Origin of the sequence: Actinomycetospora flava, assembly GCF_037400335.1 — a bacterium.
In the GTDB taxonomy this organism is placed as follows: domain Bacteria; phylum Actinomycetota; class Actinomycetes; order Mycobacteriales; family Pseudonocardiaceae; genus Actinomycetospora; species Actinomycetospora flava.
Genome location: NZ_JBBEGM010000006.1, coordinates 94,463 through 117,063 on the forward strand (window position 1 = coordinate 94,463; position 22,601 = coordinate 117,063).

General features: G+C 74.6%; 25 protein-coding genes. 13 read left to right on the forward strand and 12 right to left on the reverse strand.

Going from position 1 to position 22,601, the window contains the following annotated elements; genetic code table 11:
- The 5 genes from pstA to WCD58_RS15720 all read right to left on the reverse strand — a co-directional run bounded on the left by pstA (window position 1) and on the right by WCD58_RS15720 (window position 5,144).
- Window positions 1–915 (reverse strand): phosphate ABC transporter permease PstA, encoded by a 915-nt coding sequence (gene pstA / locus WCD58_RS15700; protein WP_337703996.1) that lies wholly within the window; start codon window positions 913–915, stop codon window positions 1–3.
- Complete coding sequence (pstC, locus tag WCD58_RS15705) at window positions 915–1,880, reverse strand: phosphate ABC transporter permease subunit PstC (protein ID WP_337703997.1); 966 nt, start codon at window positions 1,878–1,880, stop codon at window positions 915–917. Before pstC ends, pstA begins: the two co-directional genes overlap by 1 nt.
- A gap of 136 nt (window positions 1,881–2,016) precedes the next feature.
- Window positions 2,017–3,108 carry a phosphate ABC transporter substrate-binding protein PstS gene (gene pstS / locus WCD58_RS15710; protein ID WP_444876319.1) on the reverse strand — a complete coding sequence of 364 codons (1,092 nt, stop codon included), beginning with the start codon at window positions 3,106–3,108 and terminating at the stop codon, window positions 2,017–2,019.
- Window positions 3,109–3,314: 206 nt separating this feature from the next.
- The gene (gene mshD / locus WCD58_RS15715; protein WP_337703999.1) at window positions 3,315–4,238 is read right to left on the reverse strand and encodes a mycothiol synthase; all 924 of its coding nucleotides are present in this window, start codon (window positions 4,236–4,238) and stop codon (window positions 3,315–3,317) included.
- Window positions 4,239–4,274: 36 nt separating this feature from the next.
- Window positions 4,275–5,144, reverse strand: coding sequence for a winged helix-turn-helix transcriptional regulator (locus WCD58_RS15720; protein WP_337704000.1), 870 nt, complete (start codon window positions 5,142–5,144; stop codon window positions 4,275–4,277).
- 180 nt (window positions 5,145–5,324) lie between these two features.
- Here WCD58_RS15720 and WCD58_RS15725 point away from each other — a divergent pair, with 180 nt between their 5' ends.
- The 7 genes from WCD58_RS15725 (at window position 5,325) to WCD58_RS15755 (ending at window position 9,618) form a co-directional block, all read left to right on the forward strand.
- On the forward strand, window positions 5,325–5,828 hold the full coding sequence (locus tag WCD58_RS15725) for a TlpA family protein disulfide reductase (protein ID WP_337704001.1): 504 nt from the start codon (window positions 5,325–5,327) through the stop codon (window positions 5,826–5,828).
- A 268-nt stretch (window positions 5,829–6,096) separates the two neighbouring features.
- Window positions 6,097–6,939, forward strand: a complete 843-nt coding sequence (locus tag WCD58_RS15730) for a sulfurtransferase (RefSeq protein ID WP_337704002.1) — start codon at window positions 6,097–6,099, stop codon at window positions 6,937–6,939.
- A complete protein-coding gene (locus WCD58_RS15735) occupies window positions 6,939–7,238 on the forward strand; it encodes a DUF1416 domain-containing protein (RefSeq protein ID WP_337704003.1) in 300 nt (99 codons plus the stop codon). The genes WCD58_RS15730 and WCD58_RS15735 overlap by 1 nt, the downstream gene beginning before the upstream one ends.
- Window positions 7,239–7,321: 83 nt before the next feature.
- Window positions 7,322–7,453 (forward strand): hypothetical protein, encoded by a 132-nt coding sequence (locus WCD58_RS15740; protein ID WP_337704004.1) that lies wholly within the window; start codon window positions 7,322–7,324, stop codon window positions 7,451–7,453.
- On the forward strand, window positions 7,450–8,082 hold the full coding sequence (locus tag WCD58_RS15745) for a heme-binding beta-barrel domain-containing protein (protein WP_337704005.1): 633 nt from the start codon (window positions 7,450–7,452) through the stop codon (window positions 8,080–8,082). Before WCD58_RS15740 ends, WCD58_RS15745 begins: the two co-directional genes overlap by 4 nt.
- Window position 8,083: 1 nt before the next feature.
- The gene (locus WCD58_RS15750; protein WP_337704006.1) at window positions 8,084–8,725 is read left to right on the forward strand and encodes a 5-oxoprolinase subunit B family protein; all 642 of its coding nucleotides are present in this window, start codon (window positions 8,084–8,086) and stop codon (window positions 8,723–8,725) included.
- Window positions 8,722–9,618: a 5-oxoprolinase subunit C family protein gene (locus WCD58_RS15755; RefSeq protein ID WP_337704007.1), complete on the forward strand. Its 897-nt coding sequence runs from the start codon at window positions 8,722–8,724 to the stop codon at window positions 9,616–9,618. Before WCD58_RS15750 ends, WCD58_RS15755 begins: the two co-directional genes overlap by 4 nt.
- Here WCD58_RS15755 and WCD58_RS15760 read toward each other — a convergent pair.
- Together WCD58_RS15760 and WCD58_RS15765 are read right to left on the reverse strand one after the other, a co-directional pair.
- Entirely contained in the window at window positions 9,513–10,496 is a 984-nt protein-coding gene (locus tag WCD58_RS15760; RefSeq protein ID WP_337704008.1) for a hypothetical protein, read from the reverse strand. The genes WCD58_RS15755 and WCD58_RS15760 overlap by 106 nt on opposite strands.
- Window positions 10,497–10,563: 67 nt before the next feature.
- Window positions 10,564–11,526 carry a hypothetical protein gene (locus WCD58_RS15765; RefSeq protein WP_337704009.1) on the reverse strand — a complete coding sequence of 321 codons (963 nt, stop codon included), beginning with the start codon at window positions 11,524–11,526 and terminating at the stop codon, window positions 10,564–10,566.
- A 164-nt stretch (window positions 11,527–11,690) separates the two neighbouring features.
- Here WCD58_RS15765 and WCD58_RS15770 point away from each other — a divergent pair, with 164 nt between their 5' ends.
- From WCD58_RS15770 to WCD58_RS15785, 4 genes are all read left to right on the forward strand, one after another.
- Window positions 11,691–12,137, forward strand: coding sequence for a Fur family transcriptional regulator (locus WCD58_RS15770; protein WP_444876320.1), 447 nt, complete (start codon window positions 11,691–11,693; stop codon window positions 12,135–12,137).
- Entirely contained in the window at window positions 12,134–13,330 is a 1,197-nt protein-coding gene (gene ygfZ / locus WCD58_RS15775) for a CAF17-like 4Fe-4S cluster assembly/insertion protein YgfZ (RefSeq protein ID WP_337704010.1), read from the forward strand. The genes WCD58_RS15770 and ygfZ overlap by 4 nt, the downstream gene beginning before the upstream one ends.
- On the forward strand, window positions 13,327–14,292 hold the full coding sequence (locus WCD58_RS15780) for a threonine ammonia-lyase (RefSeq protein ID WP_337704011.1): 966 nt from the start codon (window positions 13,327–13,329) through the stop codon (window positions 14,290–14,292). The genes ygfZ and WCD58_RS15780 overlap by 4 nt, the downstream gene beginning before the upstream one ends.
- Before the next feature lie 115 nt (window positions 14,293–14,407).
- Window positions 14,408–14,980, forward strand: a complete 573-nt coding sequence (locus tag WCD58_RS15785) for an RsiG family protein (RefSeq protein WP_337704012.1) — start codon at window positions 14,408–14,410, stop codon at window positions 14,978–14,980.
- A 21-nt stretch (window positions 14,981–15,001) separates the two neighbouring features.
- Here WCD58_RS15785 and WCD58_RS15790 read toward each other — a convergent pair whose 3' ends face one another.
- Window positions 15,002–15,925: a DUF8083 family protein gene (locus WCD58_RS15790; protein ID WP_507237432.1), complete on the reverse strand. Its 924-nt coding sequence runs from the start codon at window positions 15,923–15,925 to the stop codon at window positions 15,002–15,004.
- 119 nt (window positions 15,926–16,044) lie between these two features.
- Here WCD58_RS15790 and WCD58_RS15795 point away from each other — a divergent pair, with 119 nt between their 5' ends.
- Window positions 16,045–16,233 carry a DUF3073 domain-containing protein gene (locus tag WCD58_RS15795; RefSeq protein ID WP_337704014.1) on the forward strand — a complete coding sequence of 63 codons (189 nt, stop codon included), beginning with the start codon at window positions 16,045–16,047 and terminating at the stop codon, window positions 16,231–16,233.
- 127 nt (window positions 16,234–16,360) lie between these two features.
- The gene (locus WCD58_RS15800; RefSeq protein WP_337704015.1) at window positions 16,361–16,582 is read left to right on the forward strand and encodes a hypervirulence associated TUDOR domain-containing protein; all 222 of its coding nucleotides are present in this window, start codon (window positions 16,361–16,363) and stop codon (window positions 16,580–16,582) included.
- Between the two features lies 1 nt (window position 16,583).
- On the opposite strand, the gene purM is transcribed toward WCD58_RS15800, so the two are convergent.
- From purM to WCD58_RS15820, 4 genes are all read right to left on the reverse strand, one after another.
- Window positions 16,584–17,687 carry a phosphoribosylformylglycinamidine cyclo-ligase gene (gene purM / locus WCD58_RS15805; RefSeq protein ID WP_337704016.1) on the reverse strand — a complete coding sequence of 368 codons (1,104 nt, stop codon included), beginning with the start codon at window positions 17,685–17,687 and terminating at the stop codon, window positions 16,584–16,586.
- Window positions 17,688–17,765: 78 nt separating this feature from the next.
- Window positions 17,766–19,346: an amidophosphoribosyltransferase gene (gene purF, locus WCD58_RS15810; protein ID WP_373696234.1), complete on the reverse strand. Its 1,581-nt coding sequence runs from the start codon at window positions 19,344–19,346 to the stop codon at window positions 17,766–17,768.
- Window positions 19,347–19,572: 226 nt separating this feature from the next.
- Window positions 19,573–21,753, reverse strand: coding sequence for a putative bifunctional diguanylate cyclase/phosphodiesterase (locus WCD58_RS15815; RefSeq protein WP_337704018.1), 2,181 nt, complete (start codon window positions 21,751–21,753; stop codon window positions 19,573–19,575).
- Entirely contained in the window at window positions 21,746–22,552 is an 807-nt protein-coding gene (locus WCD58_RS15820; RefSeq protein ID WP_337704019.1) for an SAM-dependent methyltransferase, read from the reverse strand. Before WCD58_RS15820 ends, WCD58_RS15815 begins: the two co-directional genes overlap by 8 nt.
- Between the last annotated feature and the right edge of the window lie 49 nt (window positions 22,553–22,601).

Sequence of the window (22,601 nt, forward strand, 5' to 3'; positions counted from 1 at the left end):
CTACTTCGAGATGGCGGAGAAGCGCGACACGACGCTCGCCCCGAGCTGCAGGATCATGATGATGAGGATCAGCGTGAGCGCCGCGCCCCAGATGCGGAACTGGCCGGAGGGCTCCGGGTTCGACAGCTCCGAGAACATCAGCAGCGGCAGCGAGGCCATGTTGCCGGAGAACGGGTCGAAGTTGATCGACTGCGAGTAGCCGACCAGCACCAGCACCGGCGCGGTCTCGCCCATGACGCGGGCGAGCGCCAGCATGACGCCCGTGACGGTGCCCGACAGCGCGGTCGGCAGCACGATCCGCAGGATCGTCTTCCACTTCGGGATGCCGAGGGCGTACGACGCCTCGCGGAGCTCGTCGGGCACCAGCCGCAGCATCTCCTCGGTGTTGCGGATGACCACCGGGAGCATCAGGAGCACCAGGGCCAGCGACACCATGAAGGCGCTCTGCGTGCCGCCCAGGATCGAGATGAAGGCGGCGAAGATGAACAGCGCGGCGACGATCGACGGGACGCCGGCGAGGATGTCGACCATGAAGCTGGTGGTCTTCGCCAGGCGCCCGCGGCCGTACTCGACGAGGTAGACCGCGGCCGCGATGCCGACCGGCACCGCGATGAGCGCGGCGAGCAGCGCCTGGATGATCGTGCCGTAGATCGCGTGGTAGACGCCGCCGGCGAACGACTCCGGGAGCACGCCGTTGAGCGAGCGGCCCCACCAGTCGGCGGAGAGGATCGCGCCGATCCCGCGCCCGACCACCGTCACCAGCACCCACACCAGGGGCACCAGGGCGATGAGGAACGCGAGGGTCACCAGCACGGTGGCGGCGTTGTTCTTGATCTTCCGGCCCGTGCTGAGCGCCTGGAAGGTGGGGCCGTTGGCCGGACGGTCCGGGGAGTCGAGCCCGGTCGCGGTGCTCATCAGCCGTTCACCTTCCCGCCGGCGACCACGCGGGCGATCGCGTTGACCACGAAGGTCAGGACGAACAGGACCAGGCCCGCGGCGATGTAGGCGCCGGTGGGCAGCGGCTGACTGAACTCCGAGGCCGCCGAGGCGATCAGGGAAGCGAACGTGTAGCCGCCGTCGAAGAGGCTGAAGCCCGAGGGCGTGGTGGCGGCCCGGATGACGATGAGGACCGCGATGGTCTCGCCGAGCGCGCGGCCGAGGCCGAGCATCGAACCGGCGATGTAGCCGCTGCGGCCGTACGGCAGCACGGCCATGCGGATGACCTCCCAGCGGGTGGCCCCGAGCGCCTGCGCCGCCTCGATGTGGAAGCGCGGGGTCTGCGAGAACACCTCGCGGGTGACCGCGGTGATGATCGGCAGGATCATCACCGCCAGCACGACGCCGCCGGTGAAGATCGTCCCGGTGAGCACCGGCAGGTTGCCGGGCGCGAACAGGAAGAACCATCCGAGGTTGCCCTGCAGCCACTCGGCGATCGGCAGCAGCGCCGGCGCGAGGACCGCGATGCCCCAGAGGCCGTAGATGATCGACGGCACGGCGGCGAGCAGGTCGATGATGTAGGCGAAGGGTCGCGCGACCCGCTTCGGCGTGTACTGCGTCAGGAAGAGCGCGATGCCCATGGCGATCGGCATCGCGATCAGCAGGGCGAACAGCGACGACAGCAGCGTGACCACCAGCAGGTCACGGATGCCGAAGTTGAGGTTCGCCGCGTCGCGGGTGTCGAACACCGGCGACGTGAAGAAGTTGGCGTTGTTGGCCAGCAGCGAGGGCACCGCCTGCACGAGCAGGAAGAGCCCGATCGCGGCGACGGCCGCGACGACGAGGAGGCCGGACCCCGAGGTCAGTCCCCGGAAGATCCGCTCACCGCGTCCTCGGGTGGGGGACCCCTGGGACCGCCCACGAGCAGGGTCGGGTTCGGTCACGGTGTCGATGGTGGACGACCCGGCCGCGGAACTCTCGTCCTGAGAGCTCCGCGACGGGGCCTGCTCCGTGGTGCGTTCGGTCACAGCCGGGGTTCCGTCCGCCTCGTCGTCGCTGGTCAATCGGTCTGGCCGGTCCTTACTGGATGGCGTTGACCGCGGTGGTCAGCCGCTGCTTGAACTGGTCGGGCAGCGGGACGTAGCCGGCCTCCGGCAGCGCCTGCTGCGCGTTCGGCGAGAGCGCGGTCTGCAGGAACGCCCGGACCGCGGAGGCGGTCTGGTCGTCCGCGTAGTTCGAGCAGACGATCTCGTAGGTCGCCAGCGCGATCGGGTACGCGCCCGGGGCGCTCGCCTGGTAGAGGCTGTCCAGGTTCAGCTTCAGGTCGTTGCCCTGACCCGAGACCTGCACGTTGTTGATCGCCGCACCGACCGACTCGGGCGAGAGGGCGACCGGGGCGCCGCCACCCGCGTTGATGATCTGCGCGATGCCGAGGTTCGCACGCTGCGCGAACGAGGCCTCGACGTAGGAGATCGAGTTCGGGGTGTTGCGGGTGGCGTCCGCGACGCCCTGGCTGCCGCGGGCACCGGCGCCGACGCCGCCGTTGAACGTCTGCGCGGCCTCCTTGCCGTAGGCACCGTTCGAGGCGGCCACCAGGTACTTCTGGAAGTTCTCCGTGGTGCCCGACTCGTCGGAACGGAAGTTCACGATGATCGGCGCGGCCGGGAGCTGCTTGCCCTGGTTGAGGGCGGCGATGGCCGGGTCGTTCCAGGTGGTGATCTGCCCGTTGAAGATGCGGGCGGCGGTGGCGCCGTCGAGCGCGAGGTCGGGGACGCCCGCGACGTTGTAGGCGATCGCGACCGGGCCGAAGACGACCGGCAGGTTCCACGCCGGGGAGGCGCAGCGCTGCTGGGCGCGGTTGGTCTCGTCGCCGTCCTTGAGGGCCGAGTCCGAGCCGGCGAAGTCGGTCTGCCCGCCGAGGAACTCGTTGCGGCCCGCGCCGGAGCCACTGGGGGTGTAGTTCAGCGTCTGCCCCTGGCAGGTCTGCTGGTACGTCGCCACGAAACGGGTCATGGCGTTGTTCTGGGCCGACGAGCCACTGGAGCGCAGGTCCGGCTTGCCACCGCACTGCACACCCTCGACCGCGGTGACTCCGCCGCCACCAGCGTTCTCGTCGCTGCCGCACGCGCCGAGCACGAGCGCCGATGCGGCGATCAGACCGATCGCCGCCACGCGCCGCTGATACCTCACAGAGTGTCCTCCGAGTCCGTTGTGCCCACCTCGATGCGGGCAGGTCGCGGCGCGGGCTCGCACCACGACGCCGGAGGCTAGGCAGGCAGGGTGGACATGCGGAGCTAGCAAGGTGAACGCGAGATGAACTGGCTCAGTGACGTACAACCGAAGGGGTGATCAACTGCGACCGTGGTCACATGCGGTGATCATCGCTGGTAGGAGACGTCCACCGCATCGCGTTCGAAGCCGAGCCGGCGGTAGGTCGCGATCGCCGGGGCGTTGTCGCCCTCCACGTACAGGAGGGTGACTCGCAGACCGCGACCAGCCAGGTGATGGAGCCCCGCGAGGGTGAGCGCGCGCCCCAGACCCCGCCCCTGGGCGGAGGGGTCGACGCCCACGACGTAGACCTCGCCGAGGGGCTCGGGGACCGTCGCCGACACCTCGTGGACCTTCGTGAAGTGGAAGCCGAGCAGGTCGCCGGTCGCGGTGTCCCAGCCGAGCAGGACACCCGCGGCCTCGAACCACGGCTCGGCCTCGATCTCGGCGACGTCCGCGGTGGTCCACCCGCTCTGCTCGGGGTGCCAGGAGAACGCGCGGTTGTTGACGGCGACGACGGCGTCCTCGTCGCGGCCGACCCGCAGCGGCTCGATGGTGACGCCCTCGGGGACGACGAGGTCGGGCAGCGGCGGGGCCTCGTGGCCCGGTGCCGGGCGGCGCATCCGCCAGAGCTCCCGGACGCGGCGGCGACCGACGCGCTCGGCCAGGTGACCGGCGCCCGGGTGGTCGCCGTGGGCCCAGAAGCGGGCCGCCGGTGACTCCGCGACGACGGCGTCGACCACGGCCGCGCCGATCCCCTGACGCCGGCGCGCCGGGAGCACGGCCAGCTCGGCGACCGGGTCGTCGGCGTTCTCGAGGTCGAGCAGCGCGTACCCGACGAGATCGTCGCGGTCGTGCACCAGCAGGTGCCGTGAGGTCGCCCGCCCCCCGTCGCCGCCGAGCGCGGCGACGTCGCGGCGCGCCGGCTCGGCGAACGCGTCGACCCCGTCGGCGGCCGCCACGGCGCCGACCAGCGCGCGGACCTCGTCGGCCTCCTGCGGCGTCGCGGCGGACACCCACCGGGTCGTGAGCACGGACGGGACCGTAGCGCCGTCGGTCATCGCGGCGGGTCAGACACCCCGGGCCCAGGCGGCGGGGCGCACCACCCGGGCGTCGTCCCAGGACCCCGACGACCGCGGCACCGGCGTGGCCGGCAGGCGTCCCGACGGCGGTGCGGGCGGACCGGCGGCGCCTCGACCGGAGGCGTCCTCCTCGTCCGGCTCGGTGCGCTCGCCCGCGTCGTCCCCGGCGCGCTGGCTCGTGCCCAGCACCCCGCGCATGGGGCGGACGAACTTGTAGCCCACGTTGCGCACGGTGCCGATGAGCTGCTCGTGCTCGGGGCCGAGCTTCGCGCGCAGACGCCGGACGTGGACGTCGACCGTGCGCGTGCCACCGAAGAAGTCGTAGCCCCAGACCTCCTGCAGCAGCTGGGCGCGGGTGAACACCCGGCCGGCGTGCTGGGCGAGGTACTTGAGGAGCTCGAACTCCTTGTAGGTGAGGTCGAGCGGGCGCCCGCGCAGGCGTGCGGTGTACGTGGACTCGTCGATGACGAGCTCACCGAGCACCAGCGCGCCCTCGACCCCGGCGCCGTCCGAGGCGCGCCGGGCCCGCAGGAGACGCAGGCGGGCGTCGATCTCGGCCGGCCCGGCACCGGGCAGCAGCACCTCGTCGACGCCCCACTCGAGGGACACGGCGACGAGGCCGCCCTCGGTGAGGACGGCGATGACCGGGACGTCCAGGCCGGTGGAGCCCAGCAGGCGGCAGAGGCTGCGGGCGGCGGCGAGGTCGTGCCGGGCGTCGACCAGCACGGCGTCGTGCGGGCCGGCATCGAGCAGGGCCGCGACCTCGGGGGCCGCGGTCCGGAGTCCGTGGGGTAGCAGGGCCAGCGACGGCAACACTGACGTCGGCTCGGGGTCGGCGGTGAGCAGCAACAGCTCCACGCTTGTCTCCCTCCGCGATCGTGCCCCGGACGATAGACCAGTTCACCGCGCCGTCACCCGCCCGCGCGCTCAACGTCACTCGCTCACCCGCCGCCGGCCCGGACGGCCCCCACCACCGACCCGGACCTCACGATCCCGGGACTACGCTGCAGGAACACGGAGCGGTCGACGGGGGGTCGGGTGTCGAGCTGGGTGCTCGTGGCCGCGGGGGCGGTCCTGGTCGTGATCGTCGTCGCCGGCGTCGTGCTCGGTGTCGTGCGGGGCCGTCGTCGCGTCGCCGACGCACGGGCGGCGCCCCCGGTGGAGGACCCCGGTCCCGAGGGCACGCGCCGCGACCTGCGGGCCGTCGCCCCGCGCCCGGGCGCCGAGGTGAGCGGCGTCCTCCCGCGCGACCTCGCCGCCCCGCCGGGCGGTCTGGCCCTCCTGCAGCTCTCCTCGCAGTTCTGCGCCGACTGCCGCGCCTCGCGCGCGGTGCTCACCGACGTCGCCTCGGAGCACCACGGCGTCACGGTGCGGGAGGTCGACGTCGCGATGCGCCCCGAGCTGGTGCGCCTCCTGGGCATCCGGCGCACGCCCACGACGCTGGTGGTCGACCCCGCCGGGGTGGAGCTCGCCCGCACCGTCGGGGTGCCGCGGAGGGCGGATCTGGTGGGCACGCTCGCCCCGCACCGGCGCACCGGCTGACCCGTCGGACATCACTCTCGGTGGATGCCCGAATCTTCGGTACCGTGGCGCCCGTGAACGGAGGGCTCACCCAACGGCGCACGGTCGACCTGTGCCGCCTCGACGCCAGCCTCTGTCGCTGACCCCTCCCGGCCGACGCCGCGCCGGACCGTTCACCTGATCGCGTCTCCGCGCGTTTCCGCAGGTCCCGGTTCGCGAGCGTTGCCACTGAGATTGTCATTGGGCATCCGTCCCGAGAACCCGAGAACGCATCCGAGGAGTACCGCACATGAGTCGCCAGGACGCCCTGGTCAGTGCCGACTGGGCCGAGCAGAACCTCGACGCCCCCAACACGGTCTTCGTCGAGGTCGACGAGGACACCACCGCCTACGACGGCGGGCACATCCCCGGCGCGGTCAAGCTCGACTGGAAGACCGAGCTCCAGGACCAGGTCCGCCGCGACTTCGTCGACAAGGCCGGCTTCGAGAAGCTGCTGTCCGCGAAGGGCATCTCGAACGACGACACCGTCATCCTCTACGGCGGCAACAACAACTGGTTCGCGGCCTACGCGTACTGGTACTTCAAGCTCTACGGCCACCAGGCCGTGAAGCTGCTCGACGGCGGCCGCAAGAAGTGGGAGCTCGACGGGCGCAAGCTCGACACCGAGGTCCCGCAGCGCGCGCAGACCTCCTACTCCGCCCAGGAGCAGGACACCTCGATCCGCGCCTTCCGCGACGAGGTCGTCAACGCGATCGGCAACAAGAACCTCGTCGACGTCCGGTCGCCCGACGAGTTCTCCGGCAAGCTCCTCGCCCCGGCGCACCTCCCGCAGGAGCAGGCGCAGCGCGGCGGCCACATCCCCGGCGCGCTCAACGTGCCGTGGTCGAAGGCCGCCAACGAGGACGGCACCTTCAAGTCGGACGACGAGCTGCGCAAGCTCTACGAGGAGCAGGGTCTCGACTCCTCGCGCTCGACCATCGCCTACTGCCGCATCGGCGAGCGCAGCTCGCACTCGTGGTTCGCCCTGCACGAGCTGCTCGGCGAGACCGACGTCAAGAACTACGACGGCAGCTGGACCGAGTACGGGTCGCTCATCGGCGTCCCGGTGGAGCTCGGGGACGGTAAGTCCTGATGTGCAGCGCTCCTGACCAGAACGCCGAGCTGCCCGCCGGCACCGACCTCACCAAGGAGTCGGTGCTGGTCGGCAAGGTGACGTCCGGCGGCTCGCCCGTCGCGGGCGCCTACGTCCGGCTCCTCGACGGCACCGGCGAGTTCACCGCCGAGGTCGTCGCGTCCGCGTCCGGCGACTACCGCTTCTTCGCGGCGCCCGGCACGTGGACCGTCCGCGCGCTCTCGCGCTCGGGCAACGGCCAGTCCGAGGTCGCCGTCGGCGGCCCCGGCCTCTTCACCACCGAGGTCCAGGTCGCCTGACCTGATCGCCCGATCGCACCGCCCGCTCGCCACGCCCACCCGGGTACGGCGGGCGGGCGGTGTCGTTTCGTTAGGGTGGGCCGGTGGCGTGGTTCTACACCGTTGTGCTCGCCGCGTGCAGTGCCGGCATCCTCGGCGCCGGCGTCGCCCTGACGCGGCGGCTGTTCCGCGACGAGCTCCTCACCGGCTCCGATGATGTCCAGGAGACGCGATGACCGAGCCCGAGGGCACCAGCGGCAACGAGGCCATCCGGGCGGCCGAGGAGCGCGCGCAGCACACCCGCGACGCGAACCTCCCGCAGTGGCCGGACCTGCCGATCGAGAACGACACCGCCAACCTGCGGCTCGGCCCCGAGCTGAACGACGCGCTCCTGGGGCTCCTGCCGATCGTCGGGGTGTGGCGCGGTGAGGGCGAGGTCGTGTACCCGACGATCGACGGCCCGTTCCACTTCGGCCAGCAGATCACGGTCGCGCACGACGGGCGGCCGTTCCTGACGTGGGAGGCCCGCGCCTGGATCCTCGACGGGCCGGGTGGCGCCGTCGTGCGCCCCGCGGCGCGGGAGTCCGGCTTCTGGCGGGCCCAGGAGGACGGCACGATCGAGCTCCTGCTCGCCCACCACACCGGGATCGTCGAGCTCTACTACGGCGAGAGCCGCACCCAGACCTCCTGGGAGCTGCAGACCGACGCGATCGCCCGGACCTCCTCGGCGAAGGAGGTCGTCGGCGCGACCCGCCTCTACGGCATCGTCGACAACGGCGACCTCGCCTACGTCGAGGAGCGCGCCATGGAGGGCCAGCCGATGCAGCCGCACACCTCCGCGCGCCTGCGCCGCGTCGTCGGCTGAGGTGGACGTCCTCCCGGCCGGGCCGGAGGCGCTGCTGGTCGATCTCGACGGGCTCGACGCCGTCGCCGCCGTGGGCGCCGCGCTCCGGGACGCCCTCGACCGGGGCGACCTGCCCGGCGTCGTCGACGTGGTGCCGGCCGCCCGCACGGTGCTGGTGACCGCACCCGGGTCGCGGGACGCGCTGCGGGCCGTGCGGACGCTGCTCGAGCACGTGGACCCGGCCGACGTCCCGGAGCGCCGCGAGGCGGGCACCGTGGAGCTGCCGGTGGTCTACGACGGCGAGGACCTCGAGCTCGTCGCCCGGGACGCGGGCTGGTCGGCCGACGAGGTGGTCGCCGCCCACACCGGCGCGGAGCTCACGGTCGCGTTCGGCGGCTTCGCCCCCGGCTTCGCCTACCTCGCCGGGCTCCCCGAGGCGCTGCAGCAGCCACGGCTCGACACCCCGCGGCCACGCATCCCGTCGGGCTCGGTCGGCGTGGCGGGCGAGTTCGGCGGCGTCTACCCGCGCACCTCCCCCGGCGGGTGGCGCCTCATCGGACGGCTGACGGACGACGCGCCGACCCTCTTCGACCCCGACCGCGACCCCCCGGCGCTGCTCGTGCCGGGGACGACGGTCCGCTTCCGGGACGCGGGACGGCCGTGACCCGCGAGCTCGTGGTCACCGAGGTCGGACCGCAGGCCCTCGTGGTCGACCGCGGCCGGCCCGGCTGGGCCCACATCGGCGTCCCGCCGGCCGGGGCCCTCGACGGTCCCGCGCACGCGCTGGCGCAGCGTCTCGTCGGCAACCCGCCGGACGCCGCCGGGCTGGAGATCCTCCTCGGGGGGCTCGGCCTGCGCGCCACCGCGGCGACGACCGTGGCGCTGACCGGCCCGCCCGGCGGCCTGCGCATCCGCCGCGGGGACGACCGGGAGCGGGCGGCGGCCTCGCACCAGCCCGTCCACCTCGCCGCCGGCGACGTCGTGGTCGTCCCGCCGCCGACGTCCGGCCTGCGCGGCTACCTCGCCGTCGGCGGCGGGATCGTCGTCGACGAGGTGCTCGGCAGCCGCAGCGCCGACACCCTCTCCGGGCTCGGGCCCGCGCCCCTCGAGGCCGGTGCCCGGCTGCCGGTCGGGGCACCGACGACGATCCCGCCCGTCGGCACGGGCGCCCTCGGCGTCTCCGCGGCCCCCGACGCCGTGCGGGTGCGCCTGCACCTGGGCCCGCGCGCCGACTGGGTCGACGACGCCGCCGAGCGCCTGCGCGCCGGGACGTGGACCGTCGCCCCGACCGGCGACCGGGTCGGCGTCCGGCTGGAGGGCCCCGCCCTCGAGCGCGCCGCCGCGCGGCGGGGCGAGGAGCTGCGCAGCGAGGGGCTGGTCGGCGGCGCGGTGCAGGTGCCGCCGGACGGGCAGCCGGTGGTGTTCCTCGCCGACCACCCGACGACCGGCGGCTATCCCGTCGTCGGCGTCGTCGACCCGGCCGAGCTCGCGGCGTTCGCCCAGCTCCGGCCGGGGTCGTCGGTGCGGTTCTCGCCGTTGGTCATCCCGCCGGTCTGATCGGCGGCGGGCAGCAGCCCGAGGCCGCGCGCGACCACCGTCGCGAGGTCGCGCTCCTCGACCCCGACCAGCCGGGCCACCTGCGCCGGGCTGAGACCGGCGCGCAGCAGCGCGGTGACGTCACCCTCCGCGGCGTCGCCGCCCCTGGTGTCGAGCGCGGCGATCGCGGCCTGGGGGTCGCGGAGCAGCACGCCGAGCAGGCGGTCCTTGGCGGACTCGGTGTCGGGGCCGGTGGTCTCCGTGGCCGCCTCCGGGGCGGTGTCCCCGGTACCGGCGTCACCGGTGTCGTCGCCGGTCTCGTCGGACCCGTCGAGCGCGGCGTGCCGGGGCCGGTGCGGCCCGTGGTCGCCGGTGGCCGACACGACCGCGGGGACCGTCGGCGCGTACGGGCGGAACAGCGACACCGACGCGGGCCGCTCGTCGGCGGGCCCCTCGGGCGCGGGCTCCTCGGGCGCGGGCTCCTCGGCGGCGGGCTCCTCGGCGGCGGGCTCCTCGGCGGTCACCGCAGGCGTTTCCTCCGCGTCGGCGCGCGCGAGCTCCGCCGCCAGGCGGGCCCGGATGGTGTCGACGTCGAGCGGCGCGGTGTCGGGCTCGGCGTACCGGGTCGCCGCGGCGGCCTCGGCGCGGCCGGACAGGTTGGACACCGCTTGTCGGGTGGACACCCGCACGCGCTCCTCGGTGACCGGTGTCGGGCCCGTCCAGGGAGCGTCCGAGTTCGGCCGGCTCGCCTCCAGCGCCGGCGGCGGCCACGCCGCGGCGGCGGCCGCCCGGCGGGCACGACGGCGCCGCGCGGCGGACACCACCAGCAGCAGGATCGCGACCACCACGAGGACGGCGGCCACGACGATCCAGGTGATCGGGGACTCGAGCACGCCCATGACCGCAGACAGTACGCCGACCGGAGTCGTCCCGCGGGTCTCGATGGTCACGGAACGTCGGAACGTGTCACCCGTCTGCCGCACGCTCCGGGGCAGACGGCGTCACCTGGGTCGGTCCGGACGCCGGGCGGGCGCCCTCGGTGACATCGACCTCGGCGGCGGGGGCGGCGTCGGGGTCGGCGTCGGGCTCGCCGCCGGACCGGACCGGCTCGACGGCCGGGACCGCGTCGGCCGTGTCGGCGGTGTCGGCCGTGTCGGCGGTCGCGTCGCCCGCGGCGGCCACGGTCACCGTGTCCTCCGCCGGCGAGCCGACCCCGCCCTCGGCACCGACGCCGGCCGGCGGGGCGACGGGCGGCCCGGCGGCGTAGGGCGACGGCGGACGCGGGCCCGGGGCGGGGGGCGCGGGACGGCCGGGCCCGCGCCAGGGGCCGGCCGGGCCGGCGGGCCCGCCGGGGCCGGGGTGCGCGCCGGGTCGCGGCGGACCGGGCGGCACGGCCGACGGGCGCACGGGGCCCGAGACGATGTCGTCGAGGCGTCCGCGCAGCCGCACCAGCTCGTCGACGACGGCGTCGCGCTGGGCGCGCAGGTCGGCGAGGGCGGCGCGCGACTCGGCGTGCTCGGCCAGCAGGGACTCGGCGGCCTTGCTGCGGACCAGCTGGGCCTCCTGCTCGGCGGCCTGCAGGATGCCGCGGAGCCGGTCGTTGAAGGCGCCGACCATGTCGGGGCCCATCGCCTGGTCGTCGGGCGGCGGCACGCGCCGCCCCTCCGGGACGGTGTCGGAGGCACGGCCCTCGAGCGCGGAGGTGTCGGCCGCGCCGGGCCCGCTGCGCCGCCGCTCCCGCACCGCGAGCTGCGCCCGGAGCTGGGCGTTCATCCGGCGCAGGCCAGCCACGTGCTCGTCGACCTGGCGGCGGTCGTACCCCCGCAGCACGACGTCGAAGTGCGGGCCGGGGCTGTCCTCCTCGACACCCGAGAGATCCAGGTAGTGCTCGGCGTCGGGCGGTGTGCGTCCCTGCTCACCGGTCGTCATCGTCACCTGCCTGCTGCCGGGTCCTCTCCGCCGCCGTGGGGGTCCGGCGCGGAACCCCACTGATCGTAGGGACCGGGGCCCGCCCACGCACGGGACCCGGCCCGGCGGCGACGCCCCGCGAGGGCGGGGGTCGCGGGGTGGTCAGGACGCCTACCATCGAGGGGGTGGACACCGAACTGCGGCAGACGCTGCACCGCCGTGGCCTGCGCATGACCCCGCAGCGTCAGCTGGTGCTCGACGCGGTCTCGGAGCTCGGGCACGCGACGCCCGAGGCCGTGTGCACGCGGGTGCAGGAGACGGCGCCGGCCGTGAACATCACCACCGTCTACCGGACGCTCGACCTCCTCGAGCAGCTCGGCGTCGTCAAGCACACCCACCTCGGGCACGGCGCGCCGACGTACGCGACCTCCGAGCACGAGCACGTCCACCTCGTCTGCCACCACTGCGGCCGGGTCGACGAGATCGAGGCGGACGCCCTCGACGACCTGGCGGCCGCCCTGCGGCGGTCCCACGGGTTCCGCCTGGACGCCACCCACGTGGCGCTGTCGGGGGCGTGCCGCGACTGCGCCGACCGCGCCGACGCCGAGCTCGCGGAGGAGGTCGCCCCGTGACCAGCCCGTCCTTCGACGAACCGGGGGCCGTCGCCCCGCAGCCCCGCGACGACGACGCCGGTGACGACCTCCTCGACGCCGCCGTCCCGGCCCACTACGGCGACCCCTTCAACGAGCAGCGCGCGATGGCCCGCCGCGCGGGCGTCGTCGACCGCTCGCACCGGGGCGTCCTGCGCGTCACCGGCCCCGAGCGGCTGAGCTGGCTGCACCTGCTGCTGTCCCAGCAGGTCGCGGACCTGCCCGAGGGCGCCGGGACCGAGGCGCTCGTGCTGGACGCGCAGGGACGGGTCGAGCACCACGCCGTCCTCGCCCACGTCGACGACACGGTGTGGCTCGACGTCGAGCCCGGGCGCGCCGCCGCGCTCGCGGACTACCTCGAGAAGATGCGCTTCTGGTCGCAGGTCGAGGTCGCCGACGCCACCGCGGAGTGGGCCGTCCTGTCCGTCGTCGGCCCCGCCGTCGACGAGGTGCTCACCGCCGCCGGCGTCGAGGCCCCGCACGGCGACCACACCGCGTCGGCCCTCCCGGGCGGCGGAGACGCAGCGCAGCGCAGCTCGACCCGGGAAGGCGGGATCGTGCGCCGCATGTCGTGGCCCGGGCCCGACAGCGAGGCGGCGGTGGACCTCATCGTCCCGCGCGGGGAGCTGGCGGCGTGGTGGTCGCGGCTGCGCGGCGCCGGCGCCCGCCCCGCCGGGCACGACGCGTTCGAGGCCCTGCGGGTCACCGCCCTGAAGCCGCGCCTCGGCCTGGACACCGACGAGCGCGCGATCCCCCACGAGATGGGCTGGATCGGCGCGGCCGTCCACCTGCACAAGGGCTGCTACCGCGGGCAGGAGACGGTGTCGCGCGTCGCCAACCTGGGCCGGCCTCCCCGCCAGCTGGTCCTGCTGCACCTGCAGGCCGGCGACGACCCGCTGCCGCCCCCGGGCACCCCGGTGCTCGCGGAGGAGGGCGGCCGGGCCGTGGGCCGGATCGGCACCGCGGTGCGCCATCACGAGCTCGGCACGGTCGCGCTCGCGCTGCTCAAGCGCTCGGCCGTCGCGGCCGTCCCGGGCGGCGACCCGCTGTGGGTCGCCGCGGAGTCCGACGAGAGCGACGTCGTGCCCGGCCCCGCGACGGTCGACCCGGACTCGATCCCGCCGGACACCGGCGAGCCCCCCGGGCGCGCGGCGATGCGGCGCCTGAAGGGGTGACGCTCCTCGGGCCGTCCGACGTCGACGCGGCCGCGGCGGTGCTCGACGGGGTGGCGGCCCGCACCCCGCTGACCGACCTCGCGGCCGGTTTCGCGGTCAAGCGCGAGGACCTCCAGCCGATCGGCGCGTTCAAGCTGCGCGGTGCCTTCCACGCCGCGAGCCGGCTCGCGCCCGAGCAGCAGGCGGCCGGGCTCGTCACCCACTCCTCGGGCAACCACGGCCGGGCGCTCGCCTGGGTCGCGCGGCACCTCGGCGTGCCGTGCACCGTGGTCGTGCCCGACGACGCGGTGGCGGCGAAGGTCGAGGCGATGGCCGGGCTCGGGGCGCGGCTGGTCCGGGTCCCCGCCGACGAGCGCGAGTCCGCCGCGGCCGCCGTCGTCGCCGGGACCGGCGGGACGCTGATCCCGCCCTACGACCACCCGCACGTCATCGCGGGCCAGGGCACCGTCGGCGCGGAGATCCTCGCCGACCGGCCGGACGTCGAGCAGGTCGTCGTCCCGATCGGCGGCGGCGGGCTGATCAGCGGGATCGCCGCGGCGCTGCGGGACTCGGGCGTCCGGGTGCTCGGCGCCGAGCCGGCGCTCGCCGGTGACGCGGCGGCGAGCAAGCGGGCGGGCGAGCGCGTCCGGTTCCCCCGCGAGCAGGTGGCCCGGACCGCCGCCGACGGCCTGCGCGCCACCGTCCTGGGCGAGCTGACCTGGCCGTACGTGCGCGACCTCGTCGCCGACGTCGTCACCGTCGACGAGGAGGCCATCGCCGACGCGACCCGGCGCCTGCACGCCGCGGGCGTGCCGTGCGAGGCGAGCGGCGCCGTCGCGACCGCAGGCTGGCTCGCCCTCCCGACCGCCGACCGCGCGCGGCGCACGGTCGCCGTCGTCAGCGGCGGCAACGTCGACCCGCGGTGGCTGGCCGGGGTGCTGGGCGACGGGGTCGACCGGTCGGCGGCGCCGACGTTCGGGTGACACCCGGCCGTCGGCGGCGCACGGCTCCGACCGGCGCACGCGCGACACGCACCTCTCGACGCGTCGACCCGAGTGCGGGATGACACGCCCCACCCGCCCGCGCGACGATGAACACATGATCGAGTTCCGTCAGGGCGGTCGTCGGCGCCTCGACCGCGTGCTCGACCCCGCCTTCCTCGCCGACCTGTCGGTCTGCCCGCTGGACGACGTGCGCGCCAAGCGCGACGACGCCGCGCAGGAGGAGACCGACCTGTCCTACCTGCGGCGGCTCCTGCACGCGCGGATGGACATCGTCCGGTTCGAGCAGCGTCGGCGGGTCGCGACCGCGCGCGGCGAGGACGGCCCGTCGCTGGTCGACGAGCTGCCGCGCATCCTCGCCGACAACGCGCTCGGCCCGTCGGCGGGCCGCGGGCGCCACCACACCGTCCAGCCCTCGCGCGCCGAGTCGCACCGGCGTCACGTCGAGGCCCTGCTCGCCGACACGGGCCTGTCCGACGTGGCGACGCTCCCCGACGACGACCTCACCGCCGCCGCCACGGCCTACGCCGCCGAGGAGGGCTCGGTCTCGGAGCACCGCGGCCGCGTGCAGCAGGTCATGGACGCGTGCAACGACGAGATGGGCCGGCGCTACCGCGACGGCTCGGCCTCGGTGGACGACCTGCTGCGCCGCGAGCGCGAGGGCGCCTGATCCGGCGGTCGGAGCCTCGGCTCAGTTGGCGCGCTGGTGGGCCGCCCGGCCGGCCCAGAAGTCGCGCAGGCGCCGGTAGCTCGCCATCGCCTTCTCGGCGTCGCCCGCACGCAGGGCCTCGAGCGCCTCGGCGACGTCCTCCGCGGAGGTGTCGGCGGCCAGCGTCTGGTCGTCCATGAGCGCCACGAGCCCGCCGTAGTCGAGCTCGACGAGCGCGCCCGGGTCGAAGTGGCGCAGCCAGCGGGCGGTGTCGCGCAGCACGTCGGAGGGACCGTCGTCGCCGAGGGTGTCGGCGAGGAGGTCCGCGGCGGCGTCGGCGCGGGACAGCGCGTCGGCCATCGGCACCCGCCAGTAGCAGCGGCGGGTCGGCGCCTCGGGCGCGGTGACGGCGTCGTCGCTGGGCAGGACGAGGATCCGCTCGGCCGGCTCCACCAGCGCGAACCACGGCAGCGGCACCGTCCAGGTCGCCGAGACGATGTGCGTCGCGGAGTCGCCGAGCTCGGCGACGACGGCCTCGGCGCGCGAGCGCACCACCGACTCCTCCGCGGTCAGCGCGGCCGTGCGCAGGACCGGCGTCTCGCTCGACAGGAAGCCGACGAGCGCCGCGGCCGCCCGCGGGCGGGTCTCGAGGGGGCAGACGAGGGTCTGCGGACCGATCGGTTCCTGCCCCGCGGCACCCCCCGGCCCCTCGGCGAGCAGGACGTCCGCGGGGGCGTCGATGGCGGTGCCGTCGATGCGCTCGCCGGGCAACAGACGGGGCGGGACCCCCAACTGTGCGCGAAGACACACTTCTCGATCGCGGCGGCCCGCGTCCACCACGGGAACGGCTCCACGGGCCAGTCCGGCCCGCACCCGCTGGGCCAACGGTCCACGCAGCGCACCGAGCGGTTCGTACACGCGCAGGTAGCAGACGAAGGGTGCGGGCACGGCCGTCGATCGTGCCATGTCACGTCGCGACCCCGATCGGACACACGGTATTGTCGTGGGCACGAGAGTTACCTCAGATTTCAGGGGGCCGCCGGAGACGCTCCGGCCGCCCCCGCCCTGTGCGAGGGGGTCCACCCATGGGACGCGGACGAGCCAAGGCCAAGCAGACGAAGGTGGCCCGAGAGCTCAAGTACAGCTCCCCGAACACGGACTTCGACAAGCTGCAGCAGGAACTGGGCAGCGGCGAGGACCCGTTCACGCGACGCTCCGACGACGACGACCAGGTCGACGCACGCTGGGGTGAGTACAGCTACGACGAGCGGTGACTTCCGCTCGCTCCGCTGACACGGGGTGATCCGCTCGGGGACGGCGTGCTTCGCCGCTTCCCGGGCGGGTAACCGCGCTCGATCGCCGCTCACCAGCGAGCGGCACCGTCGAGCGCGAGGAGTACCCGTGACGAAGGCGTTCAGCAAGGGCGACGACGTCAAGTGGAACTGGGGTCCCGGCCAGGCCGAGGCGACCGTCCAGGAAGTCCACACCGAACGCGTCGAGCGCACCATCGACGGCAAGAAGAAGACCCGTAACGGGTCGGACGACAACCCTGCCTACGTGCTGGAGCAGTCCGACGGTCAGCGGGTCCTCAAGCTCCACTCGGAGCTCATGCCCGACGACTGACTCAAAACCGTGGGTGGTCGCCCCGGAGGACGGCGTGGCCGGCCTCGGCCGGTGCCTCGTCGGCCTCCGTGGTCGCCCGCACCTCGCCGAGCACCCACGACGGCACATGCTTGGCGGTCAGCACCGCCATGGCGCGGTCGACGTCGTCGGGCGGCAGGACGACGACCATGCCGACGCCCATGTTGAAGGTCTTCTCCATCTCGTCGCGGGTCACGCGTCCGCGGGAGGCGATGAGCTTGAAGACCGGCGCCGGGGTCCAGGTCGTGCGGTCCAGCTCGGCGGTGAGGCCGGCGGGCAGGACCCGGGCGAGGTTGGCGCACAGGCCGCCGCCGGTGACGTGGGCGAACGTGCGCACGTCGGTCTCCGCGGCCACGGCGAGGCAGTCGCGGGCGTAGATGCGGGTGGGCTCGAGGAGCTCGTCGCCCAGCGTCCGGCCGAACTCCTCGACGTGGCCGTCGAGGGACATCCGCCCGATCTCGAGCAGCACCTGGCGGGCGAGCGAGTAGCCGTTGGAGTGCAGCCCTGACGAGGCCATGGCGACGACCGTGTCGCCGGGACGCACGCGGTCGGGCCCGAGCATGCCGTCGGCCTCGACGATCCCCACGCCGGTGGCCGAGAGGTCGTAGTGGTGGGGCTCCATGACCCCGGGGTGCTCGGCGGTCTCGCCGCCGAGCAGCGCGCAGCCCGCCAGCCGGCAGCCCTCGGCGATCCCCGAGACGATCTTCTCGACCTTCTCCGGGACGAGCTTCCCGATCGCCAGGTAGTCCTGCAGGAACAGCGGCTCGGCCCCGCACACGACGAGGTCGTCGACGACCATCGCCACGAGGTCGCGGCCCACGGTGTCGTGCCGGTCGGCGGCCTGCGCGACGGCGAGCTTGGTGCCGACGCCGTCGGTGGACGCCGCGAGCACGGGCTCGCGGTACTTGCCGCTGCGCAGCGCGAAGAGCCCCGCGAACCCGCCGATGCCGCCGAGGACCTCCGCGCGGGAGGTCGACTTGGCGAGCGGCTTGAGCCGGTCGACCGCACGCTCGCCCGCCTCGACGTCCACACCGGCCGCCGCGTAGCTGGCCTGCGGTGCGTCGGGGTTCTCGGGGGCGTGGGTCATCGGTGGGGATCCTCGCTGGGCATGCGGCAGGGGATGGGGACGGAGCGGAGCCGGGGCTCGACCCGTCGAGACCGTCCGCTAGGGACGGCTGAGGGCGTCCTCGGCACCGTAACCCGGCGTCCCCAGCATGTCGGGTCGGGCTCCGCTGCGCTCCGTCTCCCGTGACATCCCGGCACCGTTCGTGGTGTGCCCGGTGTGGACCACCGGCCCGCCGGAGCCGCCGTCGCCGCAGCTGGCGCCGGTGACGTCCTCGAGCAGGTGCTTGCCGACCATCGCGTCGGACGGCAGCGGGATGGGGTACTCGCCGGAGAAGCAGGCGGTGCACAGGCGCGAGCGCGGCTGGTCGGTGGCCGCGACGAGGCCGTCCTCGGAGATGTAGCCGAGGCTGTCGGCGCCGACGGAGCGGCGCACGCCCTCGTCCTCGAGGCCGTTGGCGATGAGCTCGGCACGCGAGGCGAAGTCGATGCCGTAGAAGCACGGCCAGCGCACGGGCGGGCTCGCGATGCGCACGTGGACCTCGACGGCCCCGGCCTCGCGGAGCATCCGCACCAGGGAGCGCTGGGTGTTGCCGCGGACGATCGAGTCGTCGACGACCACGAGCCGCTTGCCCCGGATGATCTCGCGCAGCGGGTTGAGCTTGAGGCGGATGCCCAGCTGGCGGATGGTCTGCGAGGGCTGGATGAACGTGCGCCCGACGTAGGCGTTCTTCACCAGGCCCTGGCCGTACGGGATGCCGGAGCGCTCCGCGTAGCCGATGGCGGCCGGCGTGCCCGACTCCGGGACGGGGATGACGAGGTCGGCCTCGGCCGGGTGCTCGTCGGCCAGGCGGCGCCCGATCTCGACGCGGGCGGAGTGCACCCCGCGGCCGGCGATCGAGGTGTCCGGGCGGGCGAGGTAGACGTACTCGAAGATGCAGCCCTTGGGCTCCGGGGCGGCGAAGCGCGAGCTGCGCAGGCCCTCGGCGTCGATGGCGATGAGCTCGCCGGGCTCGACCTCGCGGACGAACGAGGCGCCGACGATGTCGAGCGCCGCGGTCTCCGACGCCACGACCCAGCCGCGGTCGAGCCGGCCGAGCACCAGCGGGCGGACCCCGTGGCGGTCGCGGGCCGCGTAGAGCGTCGTCTCGTCGGAGAACACGAGGCTGAAGGCGCCCTGGAGGTCCGGCAGCAGGCGCAGCGCCGCCTCCTCGACCCCGAGGTCGGCGGCCGCGTCGGCGAGCAGGCCGGTGACGACGTCCGAGTCGGTGGTCGCGCCGTCGAGCGCGGAGCGGGGCCGGCGGTTGCCGCCGCCGTGGCCGGTGCTCGCGCCCACCGGGGCCGGCGCGTCGCGACGACGCACCAGCTCGGCGGTGTTGACCAGGTTGCCGTTGTGCCCGAGCGCGAGCCCCGTGCCGGCCGCCGTGGTGCGGAAGGTCGGCTGAGCGTTCTCCCAGGTCGGCGAGCCGGTGGTCGAGTAGCGGGTGTGGCCGACCGCGAGGTGGCCCCGCAGCGACGACAGCGACTGCTCGTCGAAGACCTGGCTGACCAGCCCGAGGTCCTTGAAGACCACGATCTGGCGGCCGTCGCTGACCGCCATGCCGGCGGCCTCCTGGCCGCGGTGCTGGAGAGCGAAGAGCCCGAAGTACGTGAGCTTCGAGACCTCCTCGCCGGGCGCCCACACGCCGAAGACGCCGCACTCCTCCTTGGGCCCCTCGTCGAACGCGGGGGCCTGCGGGGTCTCGGGCGGAGCGGTGGTGGTTGACGTGGGCCGCGGATCGTTTCCGGCTGGGTCCACCGGGACGGCTCCTTGTCGACGGGGTGCCACGAGTCGTGCCGCACCCAGACTACGCGCGGCCGGGGACCCGTGGGCAGGACGCGCCGCGATCCGCGTCTCAGCCACGGGGGACTCAGGCACCCAGGAGATCGCCGCCCGGGCGCGCCGCCGGATCCCCGAGCGGGGCCCCGCGCCGCACCATGCGCGCGATGTCGGCGGCGGGGAGCGCGGGCGCGAACAGCCAGCCCTGGCCCTCGTCGCAGCCCAGCGCGCGCAGCCGCGCCGCCTGCGGGCCGGTCTCCACACCTTCCGCGGTGACCGTGAGGCCGAGCGCATGACCGAGGGCGACCAGGGTGCCGACGATGACCTCGTCGACCTCGTCGGAGAGCTCCTCCTCGCGCAGACCCTCACCGAACGAGCCGTCGAGCTTGATGACGTCGACGGGCAGTTTGCGCAGGTAGGACAGGTTCGAGTAGCCGGTGCCGAAGTCGTCGACGGCGATGCGCACGCCCATGGCGCGCAGCCCGTCGAGGGCCTTGAGCGGCGCGCCCTCGTCGACGGTCAGCGCCCGCTCGGTGAGCTCGATCTGCAGGCGGTCGGGCCGCAGGCCGGTGCGGTCGAGCAGGTCGGCGACCTCGGAGACGAGCGCGGGCTCGGCGAGCTGGCGCTGGGCGACGTTGACGCTGACGAAGGGTGCGGCGTCGCCGAACTCGTCCTGCCAGGCGCGCGCGTCGCGGCACGCGTACTCGAGCACGCGGCGGCCGAGCTCGACGATGATGCCGGTCTCCTCGGCGGGCCCGATGAACAGCGACGGCGAGAGCACCCCGAGGCGCGGGTGCTGCCAGCGGACCAGGGCCTCGACCCCGCGCACGCGGTGGTCGGCGAGCGACACCAGCGGCTGGTAGAGCACGAAGAACTCGTTGTGCGCGACCGCCGAGGGCAGGGCCGCGGACAGCGTGAACCGCGCGGTCTCGGCCTCGTCGCGGCCGGGGTCGTGGACGGCCCAGCGCCCGCGGCCCTCGGCCTTCGCGGTGTAGAGCGTGATGTCCGCGGCGCGCATCAGCTCGGACGCGGTGGTCTCGCGGACCGCCTGCTCGACGACCCCGATGCTCGCGCCGACGACGAGCTCCTGGCCGGCCAGCGGCAGCGGCGGGGCCAGGGCGGCGAGGACGCGGTCGGCGAGGCCGACGAGGCGGTCGACGCCGTGGGAGTCCTCGACGAGCACCACGAACTCGTCGCCGCCCATGCGCGCGATCAGCTCGCCGTCGGTGACGCACGACCCGAGCCGGCGCGCCACCTCCTGGAGCATGCGGTCGCCGACGCTGTGGCCGAGGCTGTCGTTGATCGTCTTGAAGCCGTCGAGGTCGAGGAAGCAGACCCCGACCCGGCGCAGGGAGTCCGGACCCTCGCGGGTGAAGACGCGCTCGAGGCGCTCGGTGAACTTCGCGCGGTTCGCGAGCTTCGTGAGCGGGTCGTGGTACGCCTGGTACTCGAGGTTCTCCTGCAGCCGGTGCCGTTCGCTGACGTCCTCGAGCATGGCCAGCTGGTAGGTCGGCCGGCCCTGCGCGTCGCGCACCAGCGAGAGCGTCAGGTGCCCGACGATCTCCTTGCCGCTGCGCCGGAAGAACCGCTTCTCGAGCCGGAAGTTGTCGATCTCGCCGCGCAGCAGGCGCTCGTAGAGCCGCCACACCGACGGGGCGTCGTCGGGGTGGGTGAGGTCGCCGACGGTCAGGCGGCGGAACTCGTCGGCGGTGTGCCCGAACATCCGCGTCATCGCCGGGTTGACCTCGAGGATCCGGCCGTCCATGTCGCCGAGACCGATGCCGATGGCGGCCTCGTGGAACATCGCGCGGAACCGGGCCTCGCTGGCGTGCAGCGCCTGCTCGGTGTGGTGGCGGGCCGCGAGCACCGCCCGGCGGATCGCCTCCTGCTCGTCGAGCGTCCGGTCGCGCAGGGCGGCCGCGTAGCCGCCGGCGAGCGTGCCGGTCAGCGCGTGGACGGCCGGGAGCACCGCCGGGTCGAGGAGGGCCGGGAGCTGCTCGTCGAGCAGCAGCACCGTGCGCTCGAGCGTCTCCGGGCCGGTGAAGTGCGCGGCCACGAGGCGGCGGCCGACCTCGGCGCCCGCGTCCGGCCGCGGCGGGTCGGCGAGGACGGCGTCGATCACGAGCCCGGCGAGCTCGCGCAGGTGGGCCTGCAGCTCGTCGACCGCCATCGGGACGTAGCTGGTCCCCTCGACCTCGTCGGCCCACGCGATGGCGAGGGCGTCGACGGGGTCCGGCTCGGCTCCGCTGCGCGTCCCGTGCGGCTCAGTCACGACGTCCCACGGCCGCGTAGCCGGTGAAGCGCTCGGGGTGCTCGAGCACGGCGGACGGGTCGTCGGGCCGCCACTCGGGCAGGAACACCAGCCCCGGGTCGACGAGCGTGAAGCCGTCGAGGAGCGCGGCGACCTCGTCGCGGGTGCGCATCCGCATCGGCGTCGCGGTGCGCCGGTAGAGCGCCTGGTGGTCGTCGGCGCGGTCGGGGGCGCCGTCCGCGCTGGCGTGGCTGACCACGAGGTGGCTGCCCGGGGCCATCGCCTCGCGGTAGCGGGCGAGCACCTCGCCGGGGCGGCGCTCGTCGCCGACGAAGTGCAGCAGCGCGACCACCAGCACCGCGACGGGGCGGGAGGGGTCGATCAGCGAGCGGGTGACCGGGTCGTCGAGGACGGCCGCGACCTCGGCGAAGTCGCGCTGGACGACGCCGGTGCGGGGGTCGTCGGCGAGGATCGCGCGGGAATGCGCGACGGCCACCGGGTCGATGTCGACGTAGACCACCCGGGCATCGGGGTTCGTCGCGTGGGCGACCTCGTGGACGTTGCCGACCGTCGGGATGCCCGACCCGATGTCGAGGAACTGGTCGAACCCCTGGTCCGCCAGGTAGCGCACGGCGCGGCGCAGGAAGGCCCGGTTGGCCTGCATGATGCGCGGGAGCTCGGGCCAGTCGGCGACGGCGCGGGCGGCCATCGCGCGGTCGACCGCGAAGTTGTGGCCGCCGCCCAGGTAGTAGTCGTACACCCGGGCGGCGCTGGGACGATCGATGTCCACGTCCTCGGGAGCCCAGCTCGGCCGCTGCACCGGGCCTCCCCCCTGTCGGGCACGTGTCCGTCGGTAATGGGCATCGTAC